This window comes from Collinsella aerofaciens (assembly GCF_039758815.1).
GTDB classification, from domain to species: Bacteria; Actinomycetota; Coriobacteriia; order Coriobacteriales; family Coriobacteriaceae; genus Collinsella; species Collinsella aerofaciens_BP.
This window is the reverse complement of the sequence record NZ_JBDMSK010000007.1, coordinates 62,262-84,896: the sequence shown is the minus strand read 5'-3', so window position 1 is coordinate 84,896 and position 22,635 is coordinate 62,262. Positions and strand designations below refer to the sequence as shown.

The following is a 22,635-nucleotide window of genomic DNA, read 5'->3' as shown; positions in this document are numbered from 1 at the left end:
GGGGAGAGCATGAACAACATCGTACTTGCCGTTCTGCAGGGCGTGGTCGTCATGGCCGTCGCGCCGTTCTTCTCCGGTCTCGGCCGCGTGATCCGCGCCAAGATGCACAACCGTCGCGGCCCCAGCATCATGCAGGACTATCGCGACCTGGCCAAGCTCTTTGCGCGCCCCGAGTCCCAGAGCGAGGACGCGAGCTTTGCGCTGCGCATTATGCCGCCGCTGTTCTTCGCCGTCGCCTTTATGCTCGCGATGGGCCTGCCGCTCTTTACGGCGCAAAGCCCCATCCCGGTCTTTGGTGACGCCATCACCATCATGTACAGCCTGGCGCTCGCCCGCTTCTTCTTCGCCCTCTGCGGCGTGGATTCGTCCAACGCCTACGCCGGTATCGGCGGCGTCCGCGAGCTGCTCATGAGCGTGCTCATCGAGCCGTCCATGCTGCTGGCGCTGTTTGCCGCCGCCCTGGTGTGCGGTTCCACCGACATCGCCACCATGGGTCAGCACATCATGACGGGCGCCATCGACGCGCCGGTCGCCGTAATCCTCGCCGGCATCGCCTTTGCGATTGCCTGCTACATGGAACTCGGCAAGCTGCCGTTTGATCAGGCCGAAGCCGAGCAGGAGCTTCAGGAGGGCCCGCTCGCCGAGCTTTCCGGCCCGTCGCTTGCGATTGCCAAGCTCGCCATGTCCATGAAGCAGGTCCTGGTCGTCGCCTGGTTCTGCGCGATCTTCGTCCCCTGGGGCGAGCCTGCGACCGTGGGCGCCGCCGCTGTTCTGGGTGCAGTCATCTTCCTGGTGAAGTGCCTGATCGATTTTGTCGTATGCGGCGTGATCGAGAACTCCTGCTCGCGCTCGCGTTTTAAGGTGCTTGGCAATCAGACCTGGGCCGTCGTGGGCATCGCCGTTCTGGCGTTTGTCTTCGTGGTCGTCGGCGTGTAGGAGAAGGGAGAAACAATGTCATTTGCAGTCAGTCTGTCCCTTCTCGGCTTGGTCGCTATCGCGGCCCCGATGGTGGCCTCGGTGCTCGTCGCCCTGTTCCCCCGTCCGTACGCCAAGTGGTTCAGCGTTTTGGGTGCCGCCGTCTCGACGGTCTGCACCATCGCCCTCGCCGCGAATTTCGCTGGCGCCGGCATGCCCGACACGCAGGTCCCCCTGATCTCGTTTGGGCAGACCCTCGTCATGGGATTCACCTTCGATCGCATGAGCACGCTGCTCGCGCCCGCCTTTGTGGGTATCGGCCTGCTTGTCGTGATCTATTCGATTCCCTATATGAGCGAGAATAACCGTGAGCATCCCGACGCACCGCGTCGTCGCTTCTACGCGTACCTCGCGACCTTCATCGGCGCCATGGCCGGTCTCGTGTACAGCTCGACCCTTTTGGGCCAGCTCGTGTTCTTTGAGATCACGGGTGCGTGCTCTTGGGGCCTCATTAGCTACTACATGACGCCTACGGCCAAGAAGGCCGGCATGAAGGCCCTGATCATTACGCATATCGGTGCGCTCGGCCTGTATCTGGGCGCCGCCATCGTGTTTGCCCACACCGGCACCTTCGCCATTACCGCGATTGCCGGCCTCGACGCCAAGCTCAAGGCTATCGTCCTTTTGCTCGTGCTGTTTGCGGCCTGGGCCAAGTCCGCACAGGTTCCCATGTACATGTGGCTGCCTTCGGCCATGGAGGCGCCGACGCCTGTTTCGGCTTACCTGCATGGCGCCTCGATGGTTAAGGTCGGCGTGTGCGTGTTCGCGCGTGCACTCGTCTCTGCCGGCGAGATTCCCGAGATCGTTGGCTGGGTCGCCATTATCGACGCCATGGTCACCATGCTCTTTGGTTTCCTTATGTACCTGCCGCAAAAGGACATGAAGCGCCTGCTGGCCTTCTCCACGATCGCCCAGCTCTCCTACGTGTTCTTTGGTCTGGGCCTTTCGGTCTTTGGCAGCCAGCTGGCCTTTGACGGTGCCGTGTGCCACATCTTTAACCACGCTTTCGCCAAGACGCTGTTCTTCCTGATCGCCGGTTCGTTCTCCTTTACGCTCGGTACGCGTATGCTGCCCAAGCTTCGCGGCATCGTAAAGAAGTACCCGATCTCGGGCGTGGGCTTTGGTGTCGCCGCGCTCGCCATTGCCGGCGTGCCGCCCATGAACACGTTCTTCTCGAAGTTCCAGATCATCGCCGGCGGCTTTTCTGTGGGTGCCGGCAACGTGGCGATCCTGGTGCTCGTGTGCATCATGGTCGCCGAGACCGTCGCCACCTTTGCCTGGTTCCTCAAGTGGATGGGCTATTGCCTGCCCGGCGAGCCGAGCGAAGAGGTCGCTGCGGGAGCCCCGCTTCCCCGCGCGATGGCGTTCGTGTTCATCGTGCTCATCATCATGGTCATCGTCAGTGGCCCGCTTTCGGCCAGCTGGATCGGTTAGGAGGTAGAACGACATGGGTTATTCGATCGTCAACATCCTTGGCGGCCTTCTGATCGTCACGTCCACCATGGTGGTCGTCTCCAAGAACATCAAACATGCCATCAACTGGTATGCGGTGCAGTCGCTGGTGCTCGTGGGGCTGCTCGCCACGCTCGGTGCCACCACCGGTGCGCAGGAGCTGCTCATGTGGGCCGGATCTGCCTTTATCACCAAGGTCGTCCTGGTCCCTTATATCCTCAACCGCGCATACAAGAAGATGGGCGAGCCGAGCGACGCATCGCTCAAGGCCGGCCTTAAGCCCGCGTGGGCCATTTGCATCATCGCCGTCGAGGTCGCGATCTGCTTTGCCGTCGTGACGCAGATCAGCCTGCCCACGGCCGAGGTCGCAACTCCTGCGCTCGCCATTAGCTTCGCTCACTTCTTTGTGGGCCTCACCTGCATCATCTCGCAGCGCAACATCATGAAGCAGATCTTTGGATACTGCCTTATGGAAAACGGCAGCCACGTGACGCTCGCGCTTTTGGCCCCCACCGCTCCCGAGATCATCGAGATCGGTATCGCCACCGACGCCATCTTTGCCGTCATCATCATGTCCATCGTCGTGCGTCGCATTTGGGACGACTCCCACTCGCTCGATGCGCGCGACCTGTCCGAGCTGAGGGGGTAGTCCATGGAAACGTTGATTCTCGCCCTGCTCGCGACTCCTTTGGTGTTCTCGCTGGTCATGGCGTTTTTGCCCAAGAACACGTCCTATAACGTGTTTGCCGGTCTCAACCTGGTCTCCGTCGCAGCCGTCCTGGTGCTGTCGATTATGACGGCCGGTGACGTCCTTATGAGCGGCGACACCGCGAGCGCTCTTGGCCTGTGGTTCCACCTCGATTCGCTGGGCGCCATCTTTGTGCTGCTCATCGGCTTTATCGGTTTTCTTACCGGGCTGTTCTCGCTGTCCTATGTAAAGGCCGATATCGAGGAGGGCTCCATGCCCGCCGAGCGCGCCAAGCAGTATTTCGCGCTGTTTAGCCTGTTTGTGTTCACCATGCTGCTCGCGTGCCTGTCCAACAACATGATCCTCACGTGGGCCGCCGTGGAGGCAACCACGCTTTCCACCGTGTTCCTCGTGGGTATCTACAAGAACAAGACGGCCCTCGAGGCTTCTTGGAAGTATGCGATGGTCTGCACCGCCGGCGTGGCCTTTGGCCTGTTCGGTACGCTGCTCATCTACGCCAACGCCGCCGACGTGATTCCCAACGCCCACGAGGCCGCGTTCCTGTCGTGCGTGCTGCCGTATGCCGACCAGTTCGACCCGACGCTCATGCGCCTCGCCTTTGCGTTTATCGTGATCGGCTTTGGCACCAAGGCCGGCCTGTTCCCCATGCACACTTGGCTGCCCGATGCCCACTCCCAGGCCCCGAGCCCCGTCTCGGCCCTGCTCTCGGGCGTGCTGCTTAAGTGCGCCATGCTTGTGATCATGCGCTTCTACGGCTTTACTATCCAGGCCGTGGGCGCCGAGTATCCGCAACTTTTGCTGCTGATCGTCGGCACGCTGTCCATTTTGGTGGCGGCACTTTCGATGTTTCGCCAGGACGACCTCAAGCGCCGCTTTGCGTACTCGTCTGTGGAGAACGTGGGCGTTATCGCCCTGTGCCTGGGTATCGGTGGCCCGCTGGGTATCGCCGCGGCCCTGCTGCACTGCGTGTTCCACGGCTTCACCAAGACGCTTGCCTTCTGCGTGTCCGGCAACATCCAGCACGCCTTTGGCACGCGTAGCCTGGCTAAGATCCAGGGCGTCGTCGAGGTTGCGCCCGCAACCGCCGCGCTCGCCGTCCTGGCGCTGCTCGGTCTTGGTGCCTTCCCGCCCTTTGGCATGTTTATCTCCGAGTTCCTGACTTTTGTCGCCGGTGTTACCGCCGGTCCCATGTGGCTGGTCGTCGTGGTCGCCCTCGGTCTTACCGTGGCCATCTCCGCGCTCACCCGCATCGCACTCAAGTCGGTGTTCGGCCATGCGCCCCAGGGCATGGGCAAGCATGAGGCCCCGGCGCTCATGCTTATCCCCGAAGTCATCCTGGCCGTCATGATCTTGTGGTTTGGCATCGCCACCCCGCTGCCTCTCGTGCACGGTGTGGAGACCGCGACCGGCATCGTGCTCGAGCAGAGCACCGAGGAACTTCACGCGACGCCGATGTACCGCGCTGTGTTCGGTACCGAGACCGCTCAGAGCGAGGTGGAGTAACGAATGATTGAAACTGAGAACAAGGTGTATGCCCGTCGCTGCGAGAGCCATGTCGAGGCCCTGCGCCGCGCCGTTCCGGGCTGCATCGAGAAGGTCGAGTGGCAGTGCGAGGACCAGCTGACGATTACCGTCAAGCAGGACAAGCTGCCCGAGGCCGTCCACTACCTGTACTACGAGCGCTACGGCTGGATTCCCGTGATCATCGGCAACGATGAGCGCAGCCTGTGCGGCCGTTACGCCGTGTACTACGTCATCTCCATGGAGGGGGAGGATCCCGGCTGGGTGACCGTGCGCACCGAGGTCGATCCCGCCAAGATGACGTTCCCGTCCGTGACGCCGTTCGTCCCCGCCTGCGTGTGGGGCGAGCGCGAGCTGCGCGACATGTTCGGCCTGATCCCCGAGGGCCTGCCCGATCGTCGCCGCCTGGTGCTGCCCGACGATTGGCCCAGCGGCCTGTACCCGCTGCGCAAGGACTCCATGGACTACCGTTTCCGTCCCGCTCCCGCGAGCGACATGGAAAACTACGAGTTCTTGGCCGATACCAAGGGCAAGGAGACCACGCTTGTCCCCATGGGCCCGTTGCACATTACCTCCGACGAGCCCGGCCACTTCCGCCTGTTCGTTGAGGGCGAGACGATCGTCGACGCCGACTACCGTCTGTTCTACGTGCACCGCGGTATGGAGAAGGTCGCCGAGATGCGCCTGAACTATGACGCCGTGACGTTCCTCGCCGACCGCATCTGCGGCATCTGCGGCTGCGCCCACTCGGTGGCCTACGCCGAGGCCGTCGAGCGCGCCCAGGGCATTCATGTCCCGCCGCGCGCCCAGTACATCCGCGCCATCATGCTCGAGGTCGAGCGTCTGCACTCGCACCTGCTCAATATTGGCCTCGCATCGCACTACACGGGCTTCGACTCCGGCTTCCAGCAGTTCTTCCGCGTCCGCGAGAAGTCCATGGACCTGGCCGAGAAGCTCTCCGGTCACCGCAAGACCTACGGTCTCAACGTGATCGGCGGCGTGCGTCGCGACATTTTGGCCGAGCAGAAGCTCTCCACGCTCACGACCATCCACCAGCTGCGCTCCGAGGTTCAGGAGCTCGTCGACGTCTTGCTCTCCACGCCCAACTTTATTGAGCGTACGAGCGGTATCGGCATTCTGGACCGCAAGATTGCACGTGACTTCTCGCCGGTCGGCCCGCTCATGCGTGGCTCGGGCTATGCCCGCGACGTGCGCTTTGATCATCCCTTCGACGGCTATGCCGATCCGGATGTCCAAAAGATGCACGCCGCTACGGCCGACACCTGCGATGCCTTCGGCCGTACCGCCGTGCGCATCCAGGAGGTCTACGATTCGATCGACATGATCGAGACCATGCTCGAGAACTGCCCGTCGGGCCCCATCCTCACCACGGATTGGGAGTACACCCCGCACAAGTACGCCATCGGTGCCACCGAGGCGCCGCGTGGCGAGGACGTGCACTGGGCGATGCTCGGCAATAACCAGAAGTGCTACCGCTGGCGCGCCAAGGCCGCTACGTACAGCAACTGGCCGGTCCTGCGCTACATGTTCCGCGGCAACACCGTGGGCGACGCGGCGCTGATCGTCGGCTCGCTCGACCCGTGCTACTCCTGCACCGACCGCGTGACGGTGACCGATGTCGCCGCCAAGCGCGACCACGTGCTCGACAAGGAGCAGTTCGAGAATGTCTGGCGCGACAAGTCGCCGCTTGCGGGCGAGGGCACCATGGCCGCTCCGCTCGATGAGGAGGCGCTCTAATATGCTGAAGCTTTGGAAGGTCAACGCCAAGGCCGGCGACGCGACGGTCAAGTACCCGTTTGCGCCGTTTCCCACCAACAAGGACATGCGCGGCAAGCCCGAGCACAACGCCGAGCTCTGCATCGCCTGCGGAGCCTGCGGCGTGGCGTGCCCGGCCGATGCCATTCGCATGGACACCGACCTTGCGGCCGATACCATCACCTGGTCGATCGACTACGGTCGCTGCATCTTCTGCGGCCGCTGCGAGGAGGCCTGCCCCATGGAGGCCATCAAGCTCACCGAGGAGTTTGAGCTGGCCGTCATGAGCAAGGACGACCTCACCAGCAAGAGCGTCTATACGCTCGAGCACTGCTCGCGTTGCGGCAAGCCGTTTGCCCCGCACAAGGAGATCGACTACGCCAAGCGCCTGTTGCAAAAGGCCGGCGGCATGGAGGCCGAGCAGGCCGCCCGTACCGTCGGTATGTGCCAGGAGTGCAAGCGCGAGCTCGACGCCCTGCGTGCCGCCTCGGCCGTAAAGACCGGCAACGCTGCCGGCATGGCTGCCAACGAGACGCTTGCGTCCGGCGAGCCCCAGGGCCCCGGCATGGAGTATCTGGGCGGCCACGGCGTGAACCCGGAGTATATCGACCGCGAGCTCAACCCCGATGCGCCCGAGATTCCCGCCGGTCCGGCGCCGGTCGAGGGCATCATCATGGATTTTGATACGAAGGAGGAGTAACCATGGCCGAACCCACGCTTTTGCCCGAGCGGCTTCAGTACCGCCCGACCAAGATCGAGCTCGACGAGAGCATCGAGAAGGCCAAGGCGACCCTTCTTAAGAAGATCAAGCGCTCGGTGTACGTCTACCGCGTTGACTGTGGCGGCTGCAACGGCTGCGAGATCGAGATCTTCGGTTCCATCACGCCCGTTTTCGACGTCGAGCGCTTTGGCATCAAGGTCGTGCCCTCGCCCCGTCACGCCGATGTGCTCCTGTACACCGGCGCTGTGACGCGTGCCATGCGCATGCCGGCCCTGCGTGCCTTTGAGGCCGCGCCCGATCCCAAGATCGTGGTGTCCTATGGCGCGTGCGGCTGCACCGGTGGCATCTTCTACGACAACTACTGCGTCTGGGGCGGCACGGACAAGATTCTGCCGGTCGACGTCTACATCCCCGGCTGCCCGCCCAGCCCCGCGCAGACCGTCTACGGCTTTGCCATGGCGCTCGGTCTGCTGGACCAAAAGCTCCATGCCGAGACCACGGTGGAGGCCGCCGGCGAGCAGGCCGATATCCTGCACCCCGGCGTGCCGTACAAGCTGCGCGTTGCCATCGAGCGCGAGGCTCGCGCCATGAGCGGCTACCGTTACGGCCGCGACCTGGCCAACGAGTTTATGGATGCGCTCGAGGACGCGCCCAAGGGTGATATCCGAGGTGCCATGGCGCTGCTCATCGACAAGCAGGACGATCCGCGCCGCGTTGAGGTCTACTCGGCGCTGCAGGATCTGGTGCTGGCCGGAGGTCACTAGATGGAGCTCACGGACCGCTCTGGTTACTTTGCGGGCCCCGGTATGCTCGGCGGCTCCTTTGGCGATGCCTCGCGCGCAAGCGACGAGGCCGCCGAGGGCGTCGCCGACCCCTGCCTGGGCCATGCGCCCGACCAGGTGGTCTTCTATGAGCTCACGCGTAAGTTTGTGGAGACCGAGGAAGACGTTCCCCAGGAGGCCTGCGACGTGCTGTACTACACGCTCGCCGTGGGCCACCACACCGGCGTGCTCGATTGCTTTGAGCCGCGCCTGTCGGTGCCGGTGGATGTCTTCTATTCGCTCGTCGACGCGCTGCCGGAGGGGGAGGCCAAGACCAAGTTCGAGGCCATCCGCTCCTTTGGCGAGTGCCAGCTTGACAAGGCGGCGGTGCCGTCGCTGCTCGAGGCCTGCGACACGCTGCTCGACGAGCGCGGTTTTCGCGGGTCGGCCAAGGCCGGCATCTCGGTGTTCGACGACGACTTTGGCCTGCATGCCCAGCAGGTCGCGTTTCTGATGAAGTTCCGCGATTTGGTTGAGCGCGTGCGCGATGTGTCGGGCGTGTATCTGACGGGAAGGTTGCAGTAATGGGTCACGTTGTGGATGGACGTGTGAACGGCGCCCCGTTTGCGGGTATCGTGCTCACGGCGGGAAGCGTGCTGCGTGCCGACGATGCCGCCGGCCCCGTGCTCTCCAAAAAGATGGAAGACGCACCCATTGCCGGTTGGTACACCATCGACGGCGGCCAAACGCCCGAGGACGACATCATCGAGGTCAAGCGCGAGCGTCCGCCTCGCCTGGTCTTGGTCGATGCCGCCGACATGGCACTGCCCGTCGGGTCCATCCGCTTGCTCGACAAGCGCGATGTGGCCCGCAAGTCGATGTTCACCACGCATTCGCTTCCTTTGTCGATTCTGATCGAAGAGATTGAGCAATCGTGTGATGATATCGTCTTCGTTGGGATTCAGCCGGGCGACACGGAGTTCTACAACCCCATGTCCCCGGAAGTCTTTGACGCCGTCGACGCCGTGTACGACGCCGTGGCCGCCAATGACTTTTCCCACTTTGTCCGCTTGGGGCAAGAGCAATAGGAGCGCTTGTCCCTGCTGATTAGGAAAGAAGTGATTGACATGGCAGATTCCAAGGTGGAGTACCCCGCTCCCGATTGCCTGGCGCCCGCCGCGATCGAGGCCAAGACCGAGGCCGCCGGCGTGACCAAGGCCAACCTGCCGGTCGCAAAGGCCTTTCTGTTGGCAATGTTCGCCGGCGCGTTCATTGCCTTCGGCGGCCTGTTCTTTACCGTGTTCTTGAGCGATAGCACGCTGGGCTGGGGCGCTCAGCGTGTCGTGGGCGGCCTGTGCTTTTGCCTGGGCCTGGTGCTCGTGCTGGTGTGCGGCGCCGAGCTGTTCACCGGCAACTCGCTTATGGTCTGCGCGCTCAAGAGCAAAAAGATCACCCTGGCTCAGATGCTCAAGGCATGGCTCGTCGTGTGGCTTGGTAACTTTGCCGGTGCCCTGTTCATCGTCTTTTTGGTGTACATGGCCGGCATTTACAAGCTCAACGGCGAGGCGGTCGCCAATTCCATGGTGAGCGTCGCCGCCGGCAAGGTGACGGTCGACTGGGTGACGATCTTCTTCCGCGGCATCCTGTGCAACATCTTTGTGTGCCTGGCCGTGTGGATCGGTACCGCCGGCAAGACCGTGGTCGATAAGGTTGTGGGCATTCTGCTGCCCATCGCCGCCTTTGTGGCCTGCGGTTTTGAGCACTGCGTTGCCAACATGTACTTTTTGCCCATGGGTGCCGTGATGCACGCGTGCGGCTATGGCGCCGACGTCGCCGGCGCCGATGCGCTCAACGCTGCGGGCATTGCGTTTAACCTGTCCGCCGCCACGCTGGGCAACATCGTGGGCGGCGCGGTTCTGGTCGCGCTCGGCTACTGGTTTATCTATGCCAAGAAGTCCGAGGCGTAAAGTACCGTCTGTTTGACGTTGGGCCTCCCGCGGGGCGTTGCCGTGCGGGAGGCTTTTTGGGTCTGGGGCTCGTTGGCGGGCTGTTGGCCTGTTGTGTTTGGCTGATGAAAGGGGTAATCGAGATGGCATCTGCTGTGAAGCGTGACGGTCGCGCCGTGGTGACCACATGCGGGGGATGCTATGCCGATTGCGCCTTTACGGCACGCGTTGAGGATGGGCGTGTGGTGGCCGAGCTGCCGGTGCCGGGGCATCCGTGCGCGGCGCGTGCCCTGTGCGCCCGCGGTCGGCATCGCCTGTCTATGCCGTTTGACGAGCGCGACCGGATTTTGCACCCCATGCGACGCCGCCAGGATGGCTCGGGGTTCGATGCGATTTCGTGGGACGAGGCGTTCACGCAGATTGCGGCGCGCCTTGGGGGGATTGTTGACGGGCATGGTCCGCGCGCGTTGGGCATGACGCTCGGCGTGCCCTCGTTCGACCGCTACTGGGCGTATCGTTTTATGCATGCCCTGGGCTCGCCCAACGTATACGGTGCCGATGGCGCCTGCGAGGTAAGCCGACTGACCGGTTGGGAGCACAGCCTGGGCTACAGCCCCGCCTCCGACCTGGCGCATACCGACTGCATCATGTACCTGGGGCGTTCCATTGTCGATTCGTCGACGATGGGGGCCGTTGATGCGCTCAACGATGCCCGTCGACGTGGGGCGAAGATTATCGTGGTCGACCCCCGGCGCAGTGGCTCGGCTGCGCTTGCCGACCGCTGGCTGCGCGTGCGCCCGGGCTGCGACCTGGCCTTGCTGCTGGGCATTGCGCATGTGCTCATTGCCGAGGGCTTATACGACCACGAGTTTGTTGCCCGCTATACCACGGGCTTTGACGAGCTGGCGCAGACAGCTGCTGTCTGGACGCCTGAGTGGGCCGAGTCGATGTGCGACGTGCCGGCCGCAGAGATTGCCGCCACGGCGCGCGATCTCGCATCCGCCGCGCCTGCCGCCGTGGTGGATGCGGGCTTTCATGGTGGCATCGGTATCGCGTATGCCAATAGTACCCAGACCGCGCGCGCTATCTGCTTGGTCGATGTGCTGCTGGGCTGTATTGGACATGCGGGCGGTGCGCTCAATCCGCCCACACCGCTTGTACTGGGCGACTTGGACCCTGTGCGTTTCGCGACGCCGTCGGTGCCGCGTGGGCCCAAGTTGGGGTCCGAGCGCTATCCACTGGTCGATCCGGTGCGCGGTCTGTGCACGACCATCGGTCAGTCGATTCTTACCGGGGACCTGCGAGGGCTGATCGTTTACGCCAGCAATCCCGGCGCGGGCTATGGCAATGCGCAGGCTTGGTTGGGTATTTTGCAGCAGCTCGACTTGCTCGTGACGATTGATATTCGCTGGTCCGAGACAGCGCGTGCTTCTGACTTCGTGCTGCCCGACGTGACGTATCTGGAGGCCGACCGCGGTGCGGGCACAGTTGTGGGTACCAACGATTCGCGGGTGTTCTACCGCAACGCCGTGCTGCCTGTGCAGCATGACGACACACGTCCCGGTCGGGAGATATTTGCCGGTCTGGCGCAGGCGTGTGGCGTGGGTGAGTACTTTCGGTTTACGTCCGACGATCTGGCGGCTGCCCAGGTGGCGCCTTTTGGGATCAATCTGGACGAGCTCAAGGAGCGCGGCTGGGCCGACACGGGTGTTGCGTTGCCGTCGCGTACGGGCGAGCCTGTGATCCCCTTGAACGGCGGCAGGATCGCGCTGGCAAGCGACGTATGGGAGCGAGCCGGCATGGGTCGTGTGGCCAACTGGATCGCGCCGATGGTGGAGCCTGGCCCGGGGATGTTTCGCCTCATTAGCGGCAACCGTCCCTTTGAGTCGCATACTTCGCGCAGGCTCGCTGCCCAAGGTGCCGCCGAGGCTGGATCGGACCTGGACGCCGTGCAGATGAATGCCGATGCTGCTGCGCACATGGGCATCGCCGACGGCGAGGTCGTCGATCTCGTGAGCGATATGGGCCGCGACCGCGTGCGCGTGGAGACGACGCCGTATCTGCATCCGGCGTGCATCTTCACCTCGGCCGCTCCCGGCGGGCGTTCGTTTGGCGCCGATGCCGGTGGCGTTCAAGCCTTGGGCGTGGGTCCGCTCGACCATACGCCGTTGCGTTGGGACCCGTTGACGGGCGCTGCGCTCACCCAGGAAAACGCCGTTCGCGTGGAAAAGATCGCGGCACGCGAGGATAATAGCGATTGATTGACTCAGCCGATCGAATTGGCTGATAGTTTGACGTTCGAACGATTGATTCACCTTTGGTTTTGAAAGGTCGCACATGAGCGATAGCCAGAACATGTCCGATGAGGTACGCGCCTGCCTTCGCGCTATTCCTTCCGTCAACGAGCTGCTCGCAGAGTGGCCGGTTGTGAAGGCGGCGGGGGAGACCTGCGACGCGGTGGTGCATGCCGCCGTCACGGCTGAGCTCGACGAGGAGCGCGCCGCCATTCGCGCCGGTGCCGCTCCGCGCTCTAAGCGCGAGCTGGCCTCGGCCATCGAGTGGCGTGCGCATCGCTCCGCGCTGCCGAGCCTGCGTCCCGCCGTCAACGCCACGGGTGTGGTTATCCATACCAATCTGGGTCGAGCCCCGCTCGCGGAGTCGGCCGCTAAGGCCGTGGCCGAGGTCGCGCGCGGCTACAGCACACTCGAGTACAGCGTGGGCACCTGTTCGCGCGGGTCGCGCAAGGAGCATGCCGCGCAGCTCATCCGCTCGCTTACCGGTGCCGAGGACGCGCTGGTCGTTAACAATAACGCCGCCGCCGTGCTGTTGGTGTTGGCAACCCATGCCGCGGGCAAGGAGGCCATCGTCAGCCGCGGCGAGCTTGTCGAGATTGGCGGCAGCTTCCGCATCCCCGATGTAATGGAGGCTTCGGGCGCCAAGCTCGTCGAGGTCGGAGCCACCAACCGCACGCACCTGGCAGATTATGAGCAAGCCATTACGCCCGATACGGCCATGATCCTCAAGGTCCATCCTTCCAACTATCGCATCGAGGGCTTTCACGAGGAAGTGGGCTCTCGGGAGCTTGCCGCCCTGGCCCACAAGCATGGTCTGTTGTTCTACGAGGACCAGGGTTCGGGCGCGCTTTTGCCCGATGACATCCTGGTGCGCGGCGGTGAGGAACCCACGTCGGCTTCGGTCGCGGCAGGGCTCGATCTGGTGTCGTGCTCGGGCGATAAGCTGCTCGGTGCCGCGCAGGCAGGCATTATCATGGGCCGTCGCGATCTGGTCCAGGCCTGCGGGTCACATCCGCTTATGCGTGCCCTGCGCCCGGGCAAACTGGCTCTGTCGGCGCTCGAGGCCACGCTGCGTATCTACATGGATGGCGCCGATGTTGCCCATCGCGATATTCCGGTGCTCAACATGCTCACGCTTCCGCAGGCTCATCTGGAGCGTCGCGCACGCAAGCTGCGCGAGTTGATGGTGGCGGGCCTCGATAAGGCTGGCTGCCCGTGTGCCGTGCAGGTGGAAATCGTCGAGGAGTCGTCGACTCCCGGCGGCGGCTCGCTGCCCACCGTCGAGCTGCCCACCATGTGCGTGGCCGTCTGCCCGGTCGACGGGCGCCTGTCTGTCGACGCGCTCAAGCGCTCGCTCGTTCAAGACTTCGATACGCCGGTCGTCACGCGAACCTCGCACGATCGCATTTTGTTTGACGTCCGTACGCTTGTGGGCGACCGCGATATCGAGACGGCGGCGTCGACGCTCGTCGCGTGCGTTGAGAAGGCGATTGCTCGATGAGTGAGTTTCAGTCGCTGGTGGAGTGTCCCGTTATCGTTGGTACGGCGGGCCACGTTGACCACGGTAAGTCGGCACTGATCGAGGCACTGACCGGCAAGAATCCCGACCGTCTGGAGGTTGAGCGTCGCCGCGGCATGACCGTTGAGCTGGGCTTTGGCGAGCTGGCGCTGCCGAGTGGCAAGATCGTTGGCCTGGTCGACGTGCCGGGCCACGCGCATTACCTGCGCGCCATGGTGCAGGGTGCCACGGGCATTGACGTTGCCGTGCTGGTGGTCTCTGCCGTTGAGGGCGTGATGCCGCAGACCCGCGAGCACGTGCATGTGCTGGAGCTGCTGGGCGTCACACACATGGTGGTGGCGCTGACTATGTGCGACCTGGCCGATGCCGAGATGACCGAGCTTGCCGAGCTTGATGTCGATGACTTTTTGTCGGGTACCGTGTTTGCGGGCGCGCCGATCGTGCCTGTGTCGTCCAAGACAGGCGAGGGGATTGACGGGCTGCTTGCGGTGCTCGACGAGCAGGTAAGTGCCTGCTGGGATGCTTGCCGCGACCGTTCCGAGTTCACCGATGCCGCGCCGCGTCTGCCCATCGACCGCTGCTTTACGATCAAGGGCGTCGGCACCGTCGTGACGGGAACGCTGCACGATGCGCCGGTTGCGGTGGGCGACGAGCTGATGGCTTTGCCGTCGCGTACAGTCTGTCGCGTGCGCGGGATTCAGGTGCATGGCGATACGCCGCGAGCACTGCCGGGACAGCGCGTGGCACTCAACTTGGTGGGCGATGATGTCGCCGCGCTCGATCGCGGTGAGATGCTCGGCGTGGCGGGCCGCTTTGGGCAGACGATGCGCTTTATGATGACGTTTACGTATTTGGGTCGCGAGGGAGCCAAGCCGCGTGTGCTCGAGTCGGGTGCGCGTGTGCACGTGATGGCGGGTACGGCCGAGGTGGTCGGTCGCATCATGTTCATGGAGGGCGAGGCCCCCATGGCGGTGGGCGAGACCCGTACCGTGCAGGTGCGCGTGGAGGAGCCGCTGCCGCTGCGAGCCGGAGACCATGCCGTGGTGCTGTCCTATTCGCCCGTGATGCTTATTGGCGGTGGGCGCGTGCTGCTTTCGCGCTGCCGTCGATCGCGCGAGCTTGTCGAAGGAGAGCGTGCACTGTATGCGGCGCTCGAGTCCGGCGATATCGCGGGCGGTGTGGGCGCATGGCTGGCGCTGCAGACGCTGCCGGTTACGGCGGTTGATGTTGCCGAGGCTTTGGATCTTGGTATCGGCGAGGTCGATGCCGCACTGCGCGGGTTGGTGGCGCAGGGCGCTGCTTGCGCGCTTGCAGGCTCGGATGGCTCGCTGTATGCAGATTCTTCCGCGCTCGACGCCGCGATGGATGCACTGGCGGCGACCCTGTCAGCCATGCACGCGGCGGCTCCCAAGGAGACGGGCTTTACGCCCGGCGCCGTTGCCCATGCTGCGTGGCCTGCCGCTGATGAAGGCGTTGCCGCGGCTCTGATTGCCGAGGGCTGCTCGCGTGGCGTGTGCGCCGCCGAGGGCGCCGAGGTATTCGATCCGCATTCGGCCGCCGCGGCGGCACGCGTGGTGCGAGAGGCTTGCGAACGTATCGTTGCCTTGCTGGACGAAGCTGGCCTCGATGCACCGACGTTGCCCGAGGTGGGCGAGCAGCTGCAGCTCGATCGCGACACCATGACGCGTGCCCTGCGCGAGCTTTCGCTCAACCGCTCGATCGTGAAGGTCGAGCGCGACGTTGCCCTGTCCGCTGCCGCCGAGGCCCATGCGCGCGAACTCGTCGCCGCCGCCATTGAGGCAGCCGGCGGCGCTGCCACCACGAGCGTGCTGCGCGAGGCCCTGGGCGTGTCGCGCAAACGCGCCATCAGCATCTTGGAGCACCTGGATGCCGTGCGCTTTACGGTGCTCGACAAGGAAGCCGGCGGCCTGCGCTCCCTGCGCTAGATTGGCTGCTCGGTTTGGTAAAATACCTCCGCACTTGGGAACGGATGGGCTCCGGTGGGCTCCGCGGTCCTCAAAACCGTTGCGAGGCGTGCAAAACGTCTTGGATGTGTTCGATTCACATACGTTCCCGCCATACGCTACCAGCGCTTTTGTGCTCGCGGTCTTGCTGCGTGCCGCAAAGGCGCTGTTTTGTTTTTACATGGGTTTGCCGTGCCGCCTCTCATGCCGCCTACGGTATTTGCCCCGTGTGCTGGATTATGAACGTGCCGATGGAGGTGTTTTGCCGTATGACTACCGTAAGACGTGCCGATCTTTCTTGTGTCGTCCAGGCGGGCGGGTTGTCCTCGCGCATGGGCTGCGATAAGGCGCGCATGGCGTTTTGCGGCGAGCCGCTCATCGAGCGCGTGCTGGGTCGGTTGGCGCCAGTTGCCGGTGAGTTGGTCGTGACGACTTCGCGTCCCAGCGAGCTTGCCTACCTTGAGGAGCGCACGTTTGGCGGCCTGGTGCCGCGAATAGTGTCGGACCTTGAGGGGTCGGCGGGCGCCATGCGCGGCATCGCGAGCTCGTTGGCCGCGGCCCGATTGCCGCTTGTGGCGATCGTAGCCTGCGATATGCCGTTTGTCTCGCCGGAACTCATCGGCGCGCTTGCCGATCATGTTGAGGCCGAGGTGCTCGATGTGTGCGTGCCGCGCGAGGAGCGGGGGATTGAGCCGCTTTGCGCCGTCTGGCGCCGTGATGCGTGTGCTCCGGTTGCCCAAGAGCTGCTCTCCTGCGACCGACAGCGCATTCGCTGCCTGATCAATCGCGTTCAGGCCGGTTATATGGATGAGCCGCAGATCGTTAAGGCCGCGGGCTCGACGCTCTGCTTCGAAAACGTCAATACACCCGAGGAGTTTGCGGCAGCCGAGCTGCTCGCCTAGACGATGGGAGTTGCCATGTCTCACGATATTTGTCCCGACACGGGAGAACCTTGCACTTGCGACGGGTCCGAACCCTGTACCTGCGGTTGCGGTGGCTGTGGACATACTGCGGAAGAGGAAGCGGCCGCCGCGGCGTATCGTGAGGCACACCGCGAAGGCCCGTCCGGTGATGCCCTCGACCACGAGCGCAAGATTATCGTTTCGTTCGATAGCACCTTCGATGTGATGGAATGCGAGCAGCTGTGCCTTGCCGCCGGTGTTCCCGGGCGCATCATGCCATTGCCGGGCTCCATTACCGCGGGTTGCGGCCTGTGCTGGGCCATGCCGTTCTCCGGCGATGCCCTCGCCGCCTTTCGCGCCGCCACCGAGGGCCGCGTAACCCCCGCCGACTACCACCAACTCGTCCTCTAACCACCAAAACCACCACATTGGGGACAGGCACCTTTGTGGTGGTTTCGCTGCTTGAATGGCCTTCTTGTGGCATTACGAGTCAAAACCACCACAAAGGTGCCTGTCCCCAATGTGGTGGATTGGAACACGTGGACGAAACAGCTTCGAAACACGCGATTTGTACGTTGGGTGCTCAAAAACGCCTCTACCTGCATCGTAATCAAAACGAAACATCTGCTCGTCGGCTTATGCGTAACTTTGCTGCAACAGTGCGATATTATCCATACTCGATAAAGCTCGCGGCGCATGGGGCGCCTCGAACGATACTTTTCTTTTCCATCAATTGGAGGAAGCATGAGCTACACGCAGAAAGTTCTCGACGAGCTCAAGGCCCGCTATCCCGAGCAGCCTGAGTTCATCCAGGCCGCGACAGAGATCCTCGGCACCATCCAGCCGGCGCTCGACGCCCATCCCGAGTACGAGGAGGCCGCCCTGCTTGAGCGCCTCGTCGAGCCCGAGCGCATCGTCATGTTCCGTGTCCCCTGGGTCGACGACCAGGGCAAGGTCCAGGTCAACCGCGGCTACCGCGTCGAGTTCAACTCTGCCATTGGACCCTACAAGGGCGGCCTGCGCTTTAACCCGACGGTCACCCTGGGCATGCTCAAGTTCTTGGGCCTGGAGCAGATCCTCAAGAACAGCCTGACCACCCTTCCCATGGGCGGCGGCAAGGGCGGCTCCGACTTTGACCCCAAGGGCAAGTCCAACAACGAGATCATGCACTTCTGCCAGTCCTTCATGACCGAGCTCTATCGCCACATTGGCCCCAACACCGACGTTCCCGCCGGCGACCTGGGCGTTGGCGGCCGCGAGGTTGCCTACCTGTTCGGTCAGTACAAGCGCCTGACCAACGAGTGGACCGGCGTCCTTACCGGCAAGGGCCTTTCCTTTGGCGGCTCGCTCGCCCGTACCGAGGCCACCGGTTACGGTCTGGTTTACTTTGTGGACGAGTACCTCAAGAGCCGCGGCGACTCCTTCGAGGGCAAGAACGTCGTCGTTCATGGCTCCGGCAACGTCGCCATCTACGCCGTCCAGAAGGTCTCCCAGCTCGGCGGCAAGGTGCTCGCCTGCTCTGACACCCACGGCTGGGTCGAGGATTCCGACGGCATCGACTACACCGTGCTCGAGCACATCTACAACAAGAAGCGCTCCGGCCACGACAAGGGCGTTACGCTCGCTATGTACGTTGACGAGAAGCCCAACGCCGTGTGGCACGAGGGCGACGGCCGTGGCGTGTGGCAGCTGCCCTGCGACATCGCGCTGCCCTGCGCTCGCGAGAACACGCTGCTGCTCGAGGACGCCCAGGCGCTCGTCGCCAACGGCTGCAAGGTGGTCGGCGAGGGCGCGAACATGCCCACGACCATCGAGGCTACGAACTACTTCCAGGAGAACGGCGTTGCCTTTATGCCCGGTAAGGCTGCCAACGCCGGCGGCGTGCTCGTGTCCGGCCTGGAGATGAGCCAGAATGCCGAGCACCTGTCCTGGACCTTCGAGGAGGTCGACGGCAAGCTCGAGCAGCTCATGCGCGGCATGTTCCACAACGTGGACGACACCGCCAAGGAGTATGGCCAGGAGGGCAACTTCGTCATGGGCGCCAACATCGCCGGCTTCCTGAAGGTCGCCGACGCCATGCTCGCTCAGGGCGTCTGCTAAATCTTCGCTCGACATAGCATGTGATGAGGCTCCCAGCTATCCGGCTGGGAGCCTTTTCTATCCCGGAGGACTCCTCATAACTTGCGGTGAAATACGGACTGTTTAGCGTCCCAGAACGGCTAATCAGTCCGTATATCACCGCAAGTTATGGATGGGTGGGTGGATTTTGTCCTAAAACGGTGTGCGGCCCCTCGTTTGGTACACTTAAAAGTACTGGACAAGTGAAGGGATGGGGGAGAACGTGCTCAATTTCGGTACCTACGTCCGTGTTGGAAACGCGGCCGAAGCCTATGAGCTCTTACAGAAGAACCGCAACAACAAGATTGTGGGCGGCGGCATCTGGATGCGCCTGGGTTCGCGTCGCGTGGCGACGGCGATTGACCTTTCGGCCTGCGGACTCGATCAGATCGAGGAGACCGAGACCGAGTTTCGCATCGGTGCCATGTGCACCCTGCGCCAGCTCGAGCGTCATGCCGGGCTCAACGCGCTTGTCAACAATGTCTTTGAGTTCGCCGTCCACGACATCGTGGGCGTGCAGCTGCGCAATACCGCCACGGTGGGCGGCAGCATCTACGGCCGCTTTGGCTTCTCGGACGTTCTCTCCGCCTTTCTCGCGCTCGATTCCTATGTTGAGTTGACGGGCGCCGGCCGCGTGCCGCTCGCGGAGTTCGTTGACATGGGCTACGTGCGCGACGTTATCGAGCATGTCGTGGTCGTCAAGCACGATTACCGTGCGAGCTACGAGGCCGTGCGCAAGGCCGCGACCGACTTTCCCTCGCTGAACGTTACCGCCGCCTGTTGGGACGGCTCCTGGCATGTCACCGTGGGTGCCCGCCCGCTGCGCGCGACCCTGCTGCAGGGCGAGGCGTGCGGCCTTACCAACGAGCATCCTTCCGAGGACGAGCTTCGCGCCCTCGCCGCATCCGTGCGTGCCCTGAGCTATGGCACCAACCTGTGGGGCTCGGCCGACTACCGCCGCCGCATCTCGGCCCCGCTGGCGATTCAGGCCGTGCGTCGCGCCGCCGGCATCGAGCTTTCGGCCGCGCTTGCCCGCGAGCTCGAGACCGTGCAGATCCCTAAGTTCGCCACGGACGAGTATTCCTGCCGCCGCGTGCCCGGCGTCGATTCTAGCGAGGTGCGCTAATGGCTGCCAAACTCATCGATCTTTCCTTTACGCTCAACGGCCGTAAGGTCAAGGTTCAGATTGCCCCCGACACCATGCTTTTTGCACTGTTGCGCGAGCAGGGTTGTTCGTCGGTGCGCTGCGCCTGTGAGACCACCAACTGCGGCCTGTGCACGGTGTGGCTCGACGGCGACCCGGTGCTGAGCTGCTCGGTTCCCGCCGCTCGCGTCGAGGGCCACACCATCACCACGCTCGAGGGCCTCAAAGCCGAGTCTGAGGCGCTGGCCCGTGCGATGGCTGCCGAAGGCGCCGAGCAGTGCGGTTTTTGCGCCCCCGGCCTCATCATGAACGTGCTGGCGCTTGCCCGCGCCGCCAAGGAGGACCCGAGCCTCGTCGCCACGCGCGAGGAGCTCTCGCGCCAGCTCGCCGGCAACCTCTGCCGTTGCAGCGGCTACGAGAGCCAGCTGCGCGCCATTGTCCGCTTCCTCAACGAGTTCGGCGTTCAGGTGGGCTTTGAGATGCCCGAGCTGCCCGTCAACGATACGAGCTGCGACGGTGTCGCGTACAAGCAGATCACCCACAAGCAGCCCAAGAAGGATTCGAAGGCGCTGCTCGAGGGTCGTCCCGTCTACACGGGCGACCTGGTGCCCGTCGGCGCGCTCATTGTCAAACTCAAGCGCAGCCCGTATGCCCGCGCCAAGATCCGCTCCATCGATACGTCGCGCGCCCTGAAGGTGCCCGGCGTCGTGGGTGTCTACACCTACGAGGACGTGCCCAAGCGGCGCTTTACCATTGCCGGCCAGAGCTATCCGCAGCCGAGTCCCTACGACCGCCTGATTCTCGAGAACCTCGTCCGTTACCAAAACGAGGAGGTGGCGATCGTCGCCGCCGAGACTGAGGAGGCTGCCGACAAGGCGCTCAAACTCATCAAGGTCGACTATGAGGTGCTCGAGCCGCTGCTCGACTTTACCCAGGCACTCGATAACGACATCGTGGTCCACCCCGAGGGCGACGTGACCTTTATGTTCCCGCAGGGCGGCGACGTTGCTCGCAACCTGGTGTGCAGCGGTACCAGCGATTTTGGCGACCTTGATGAGGCGTTCGCCCAGAGCGACATCGTCTTTGAGCGCACCTACACCAGCCAGGCCACGCAGACCGCGCCCATGGAAACCTTCCGCGCCTTCGCAACGACCGACACGTTCGGGCGTATCTCGGTGACCACCTCGACGCAGGTGCCCTTCCATGTGCGCCGCATGGTCGCGCAGTCGCTCGACATTCCGCAGTCGCAGGTGCAGGTTATTAAGCCACGCATCGGCGGCGGCTTTGGCTCCAAGCAGACGGGCTGCTGCGAGATCTTCGTGGCGTTTGTCACCCAGCAGACCGGCCGTCCGAGCTACTGCTGCTACACCCGCGAGGAGACCATCACCGCGGGCAACTCGCGCCACCAGATGCAGATGACCGTTAAGCTGGGCGCCATGAACGACGGCACCATCACGGCCATCGACCTGCATACGCTGTCCAACGCCGGTGCGTATGGCGAGCACGCCACCACGACGATCGGCCTTTCGGGTCACAAGAGCCTGCCCATCTACAACCATGTGAAGGCGAGCCGCTTTAGCTGGGACGCCGTCTACACCAACACCAACCGCGGCGGCGCGTATCGCGGCTACGGTGCCACCCAGGGCCAGTTTGCCGTGGAGAGCGCCGTCAACGAGCTCGCCGACATGCTGCACATGGACCCCGCCGACCTGCGCCTTAAGAACATTGTGCGCGAGGGCGAGACCATGCCGCAGTACTACAACGAGAAGCTCAACGCCTGTGCGCTCGACCGCTGCCTGCTGCGCGCGATGGACATGATCGGTTGGCGCGACAAGCCGCTAGCCGTAGACCTGGGCGACCGCGTGCGCGCCCTGGGCTGCGCGCTCACCATGCAGGGCTCAGGCATTTCCAACGTGGACATCGCCGGCATCGACATGCGCCTGGAAGAGGACGGCTTCATTACCATCGGCACCGGAGCCACCGATAACGGCATGGGCGTCGACACGATCCTGGCGCAGATTGCCGCCGAGGAACTGGGCGTGGAGAGTTCGATGATCGTGGTGCGCGGCGTGGACACTGATGTGTCGCCGTTCGACGCCGGCTCGTACGCGAGCTCGGGTACGTACGTGACGGGCCTTGCCGCCAAGAACGCCGCGACCGAGCTGCGTGAGAAGATTTGCTCCAAAGCCGCCCAGATGTGGGACGTGGACGCCGCCGATGTGGTCTTCGATGGTCAGTACGTGCGTCTGTCCGACGAGCGTGCCGCGCGCGAGCAGAACCGCTACCTCACGCTGCGCGACTTTGCCAACCTGTGCGTCAAGAACATCGCGGGCGGCGACGCGCTCACCTCGCATGCCTCTGCCTGCCTGCCCGTTTCGCCCCCGCCGTTTATGGCCGGCATTGCCGAGGTCGAGGTCGACAAGGCCACCGGCAAGGTGACTGTTGTGGACTACGCGGCGGCTGTGGACTGCGGCACCGTGATCAACGAGGCGCTTGCGCGCGTCCAGGCCGAGGGCGGCATTGCCCAGGGTATCGGCCACGCGCTCTACGAGATTGTCGAGCACGATGACCGCGGCCGTCTGCGCACCGGCAACTTTATGAGCTACAAGCTACCCACGCGCCTGGATATCGGCAGCATACGCGTGGCCTTTGAGCCGAGCTACGAGCCGACGGGTCCGTTTGGTGCCAAGTCGATCGGCGAGGTCGTCATCAACACGCCGCTCGCCGCCGTGGCCTCGGCCGTGGCACACGCCACCGGCCACCAGGTGCGCTCACTGCCGATCACGCCCGAGAAGGCCCTGCTGGGGGAGTAGCGGGTCTGCGAACAAGTCGT

Annotated in this window: 18 protein-coding genes and 1 tRNA gene; all 19 read left to right on the top strand. The window is 63.8% G+C overall.

Going from position 1 to position 22,635, the window contains the following annotated elements; translation table 11 throughout:
- Nucleotides 1-9: 9 nt before the first annotated feature.
- The 19 genes from ABHT90_RS05270 (at nt 10) to ABHT90_RS05180 (ending at nt 22,615) form a co-directional block, all read left to right on the top strand.
- Complete coding sequence (locus ABHT90_RS05270; RefSeq protein ID WP_346981849.1) at nt 10-936, top strand: respiratory chain complex I subunit 1 family protein; 927 nt, start codon at nt 10-12, stop codon at nt 934-936.
- Between the two features lie 15 nt (nt 937-951).
- Nucleotides 952-2,409, top strand: a complete 1,458-nt coding sequence (locus ABHT90_RS05265) for a hydrogenase 4 subunit D (protein WP_022095200.1) — start codon at nt 952-954, stop codon at nt 2,407-2,409.
- 13 nt (nt 2,410-2,422) lie between these two features.
- On the top strand, nt 2,423-3,076 hold the full coding sequence (hyfE, locus tag ABHT90_RS05260; protein WP_022095199.1) for a hydrogenase 4 membrane subunit: 654 nt from the start codon (nt 2,423-2,425) through the stop codon (nt 3,074-3,076).
- A gap of 3 nt (nt 3,077-3,079) precedes the next feature.
- The gene (locus ABHT90_RS05255; RefSeq protein ID WP_346981848.1) at nt 3,080-4,639 is read left to right on the top strand and encodes a hydrogenase 4 subunit F; all 1,560 of its coding nucleotides are present in this window, start codon (nt 3,080-3,082) and stop codon (nt 4,637-4,639) included.
- 3 nt (nt 4,640-4,642) lie between these two features.
- Entirely contained in the window at nt 4,643-6,415 is a 1,773-nt protein-coding gene (locus ABHT90_RS05250; protein ID WP_346981847.1) for a hydrogenase large subunit, read from the top strand.
- Between the two features lies 1 nt (nt 6,416).
- Complete coding sequence (locus ABHT90_RS05245; RefSeq protein ID WP_124786290.1) at nt 6,417-7,133, top strand: formate hydrogenlyase complex iron-sulfur subunit; 717 nt, start codon at nt 6,417-6,419, stop codon at nt 7,131-7,133.
- A 2-nt stretch (nt 7,134-7,135) separates the two neighbouring features.
- Nucleotides 7,136-7,918 carry an NADH-quinone oxidoreductase subunit B family protein gene (locus ABHT90_RS05240; protein WP_346981846.1) on the top strand — a complete coding sequence of 261 codons (783 nt, stop codon included), beginning with the start codon at nt 7,136-7,138 and terminating at the stop codon, nt 7,916-7,918.
- A complete protein-coding gene (locus ABHT90_RS05235) occupies nt 7,919-8,500 on the top strand; it encodes a formate hydrogenlyase maturation HycH family protein (protein ID WP_055286175.1) in 582 nt (193 codons plus the stop codon).
- The gene (hycI, locus tag ABHT90_RS05230; protein WP_346981845.1) at nt 8,500-9,003 is read left to right on the top strand and encodes a hydrogenase maturation peptidase HycI; all 504 of its coding nucleotides are present in this window, start codon (nt 8,500-8,502) and stop codon (nt 9,001-9,003) included. Before ABHT90_RS05235 ends, hycI begins: the two co-directional genes overlap by 1 nt.
- Before the next feature lie 39 nt (nt 9,004-9,042).
- Complete coding sequence (locus tag ABHT90_RS05225) at nt 9,043-9,882, top strand: formate/nitrite transporter family protein (RefSeq protein WP_346981844.1); 840 nt, start codon at nt 9,043-9,045, stop codon at nt 9,880-9,882.
- 122 nt (nt 9,883-10,004) lie between these two features.
- Complete coding sequence (locus ABHT90_RS05220) at nt 10,005-12,122, top strand: molybdopterin-containing oxidoreductase family protein (RefSeq protein WP_346981843.1); 2,118 nt, start codon at nt 10,005-10,007, stop codon at nt 12,120-12,122.
- A 76-nt stretch (nt 12,123-12,198) separates the two neighbouring features.
- Nucleotides 12,199-13,656 carry an L-seryl-tRNA(Sec) selenium transferase gene (gene selA, locus ABHT90_RS05215; protein WP_346981842.1) on the top strand — a complete coding sequence of 486 codons (1,458 nt, stop codon included), beginning with the start codon at nt 12,199-12,201 and terminating at the stop codon, nt 13,654-13,656.
- A complete protein-coding gene (gene selB, locus ABHT90_RS05210; protein WP_346981841.1) occupies nt 13,653-15,620 on the top strand; it encodes a selenocysteine-specific translation elongation factor in 1,968 nt (655 codons plus the stop codon). The genes selA and selB overlap by 4 nt, the downstream gene beginning before the upstream one ends.
- 36 nt (nt 15,621-15,656) lie before the next feature.
- Nucleotides 15,657-15,753: transfer RNA gene (locus ABHT90_RS05205), tRNA-Sec, on the top strand.
- A 154-nt stretch (nt 15,754-15,907) separates the two neighbouring features.
- On the top strand, nt 15,908-16,540 hold the full coding sequence (gene mobA, locus ABHT90_RS05200; protein ID WP_346981840.1) for a molybdenum cofactor guanylyltransferase: 633 nt from the start codon (nt 15,908-15,910) through the stop codon (nt 16,538-16,540).
- 15 nt (nt 16,541-16,555) lie between these two features.
- Entirely contained in the window at nt 16,556-16,951 is a 396-nt protein-coding gene (locus tag ABHT90_RS05195; RefSeq protein WP_055286188.1) for a putative Se/S carrier protein, read from the top strand.
- Between the two features lie 333 nt (nt 16,952-17,284).
- Complete coding sequence (gene gdhA / locus ABHT90_RS05190; RefSeq protein ID WP_346981839.1) at nt 17,285-18,640, top strand: NADP-specific glutamate dehydrogenase; 1,356 nt, start codon at nt 17,285-17,287, stop codon at nt 18,638-18,640.
- A gap of 241 nt (nt 18,641-18,881) precedes the next feature.
- A complete protein-coding gene (locus ABHT90_RS05185) occupies nt 18,882-19,784 on the top strand; it encodes an FAD binding domain-containing protein (RefSeq protein ID WP_346981838.1) in 903 nt (300 codons plus the stop codon).
- Nucleotides 19,784-22,615 carry a molybdopterin-dependent oxidoreductase gene (locus ABHT90_RS05180; protein WP_346981837.1) on the top strand — a complete coding sequence of 944 codons (2,832 nt, stop codon included), beginning with the start codon at nt 19,784-19,786 and terminating at the stop codon, nt 22,613-22,615. The genes ABHT90_RS05185 and ABHT90_RS05180 overlap by 1 nt, the downstream gene beginning before the upstream one ends.
- The last annotated feature ends 20 nt before the right edge of the window (nt 22,616-22,635 follow it).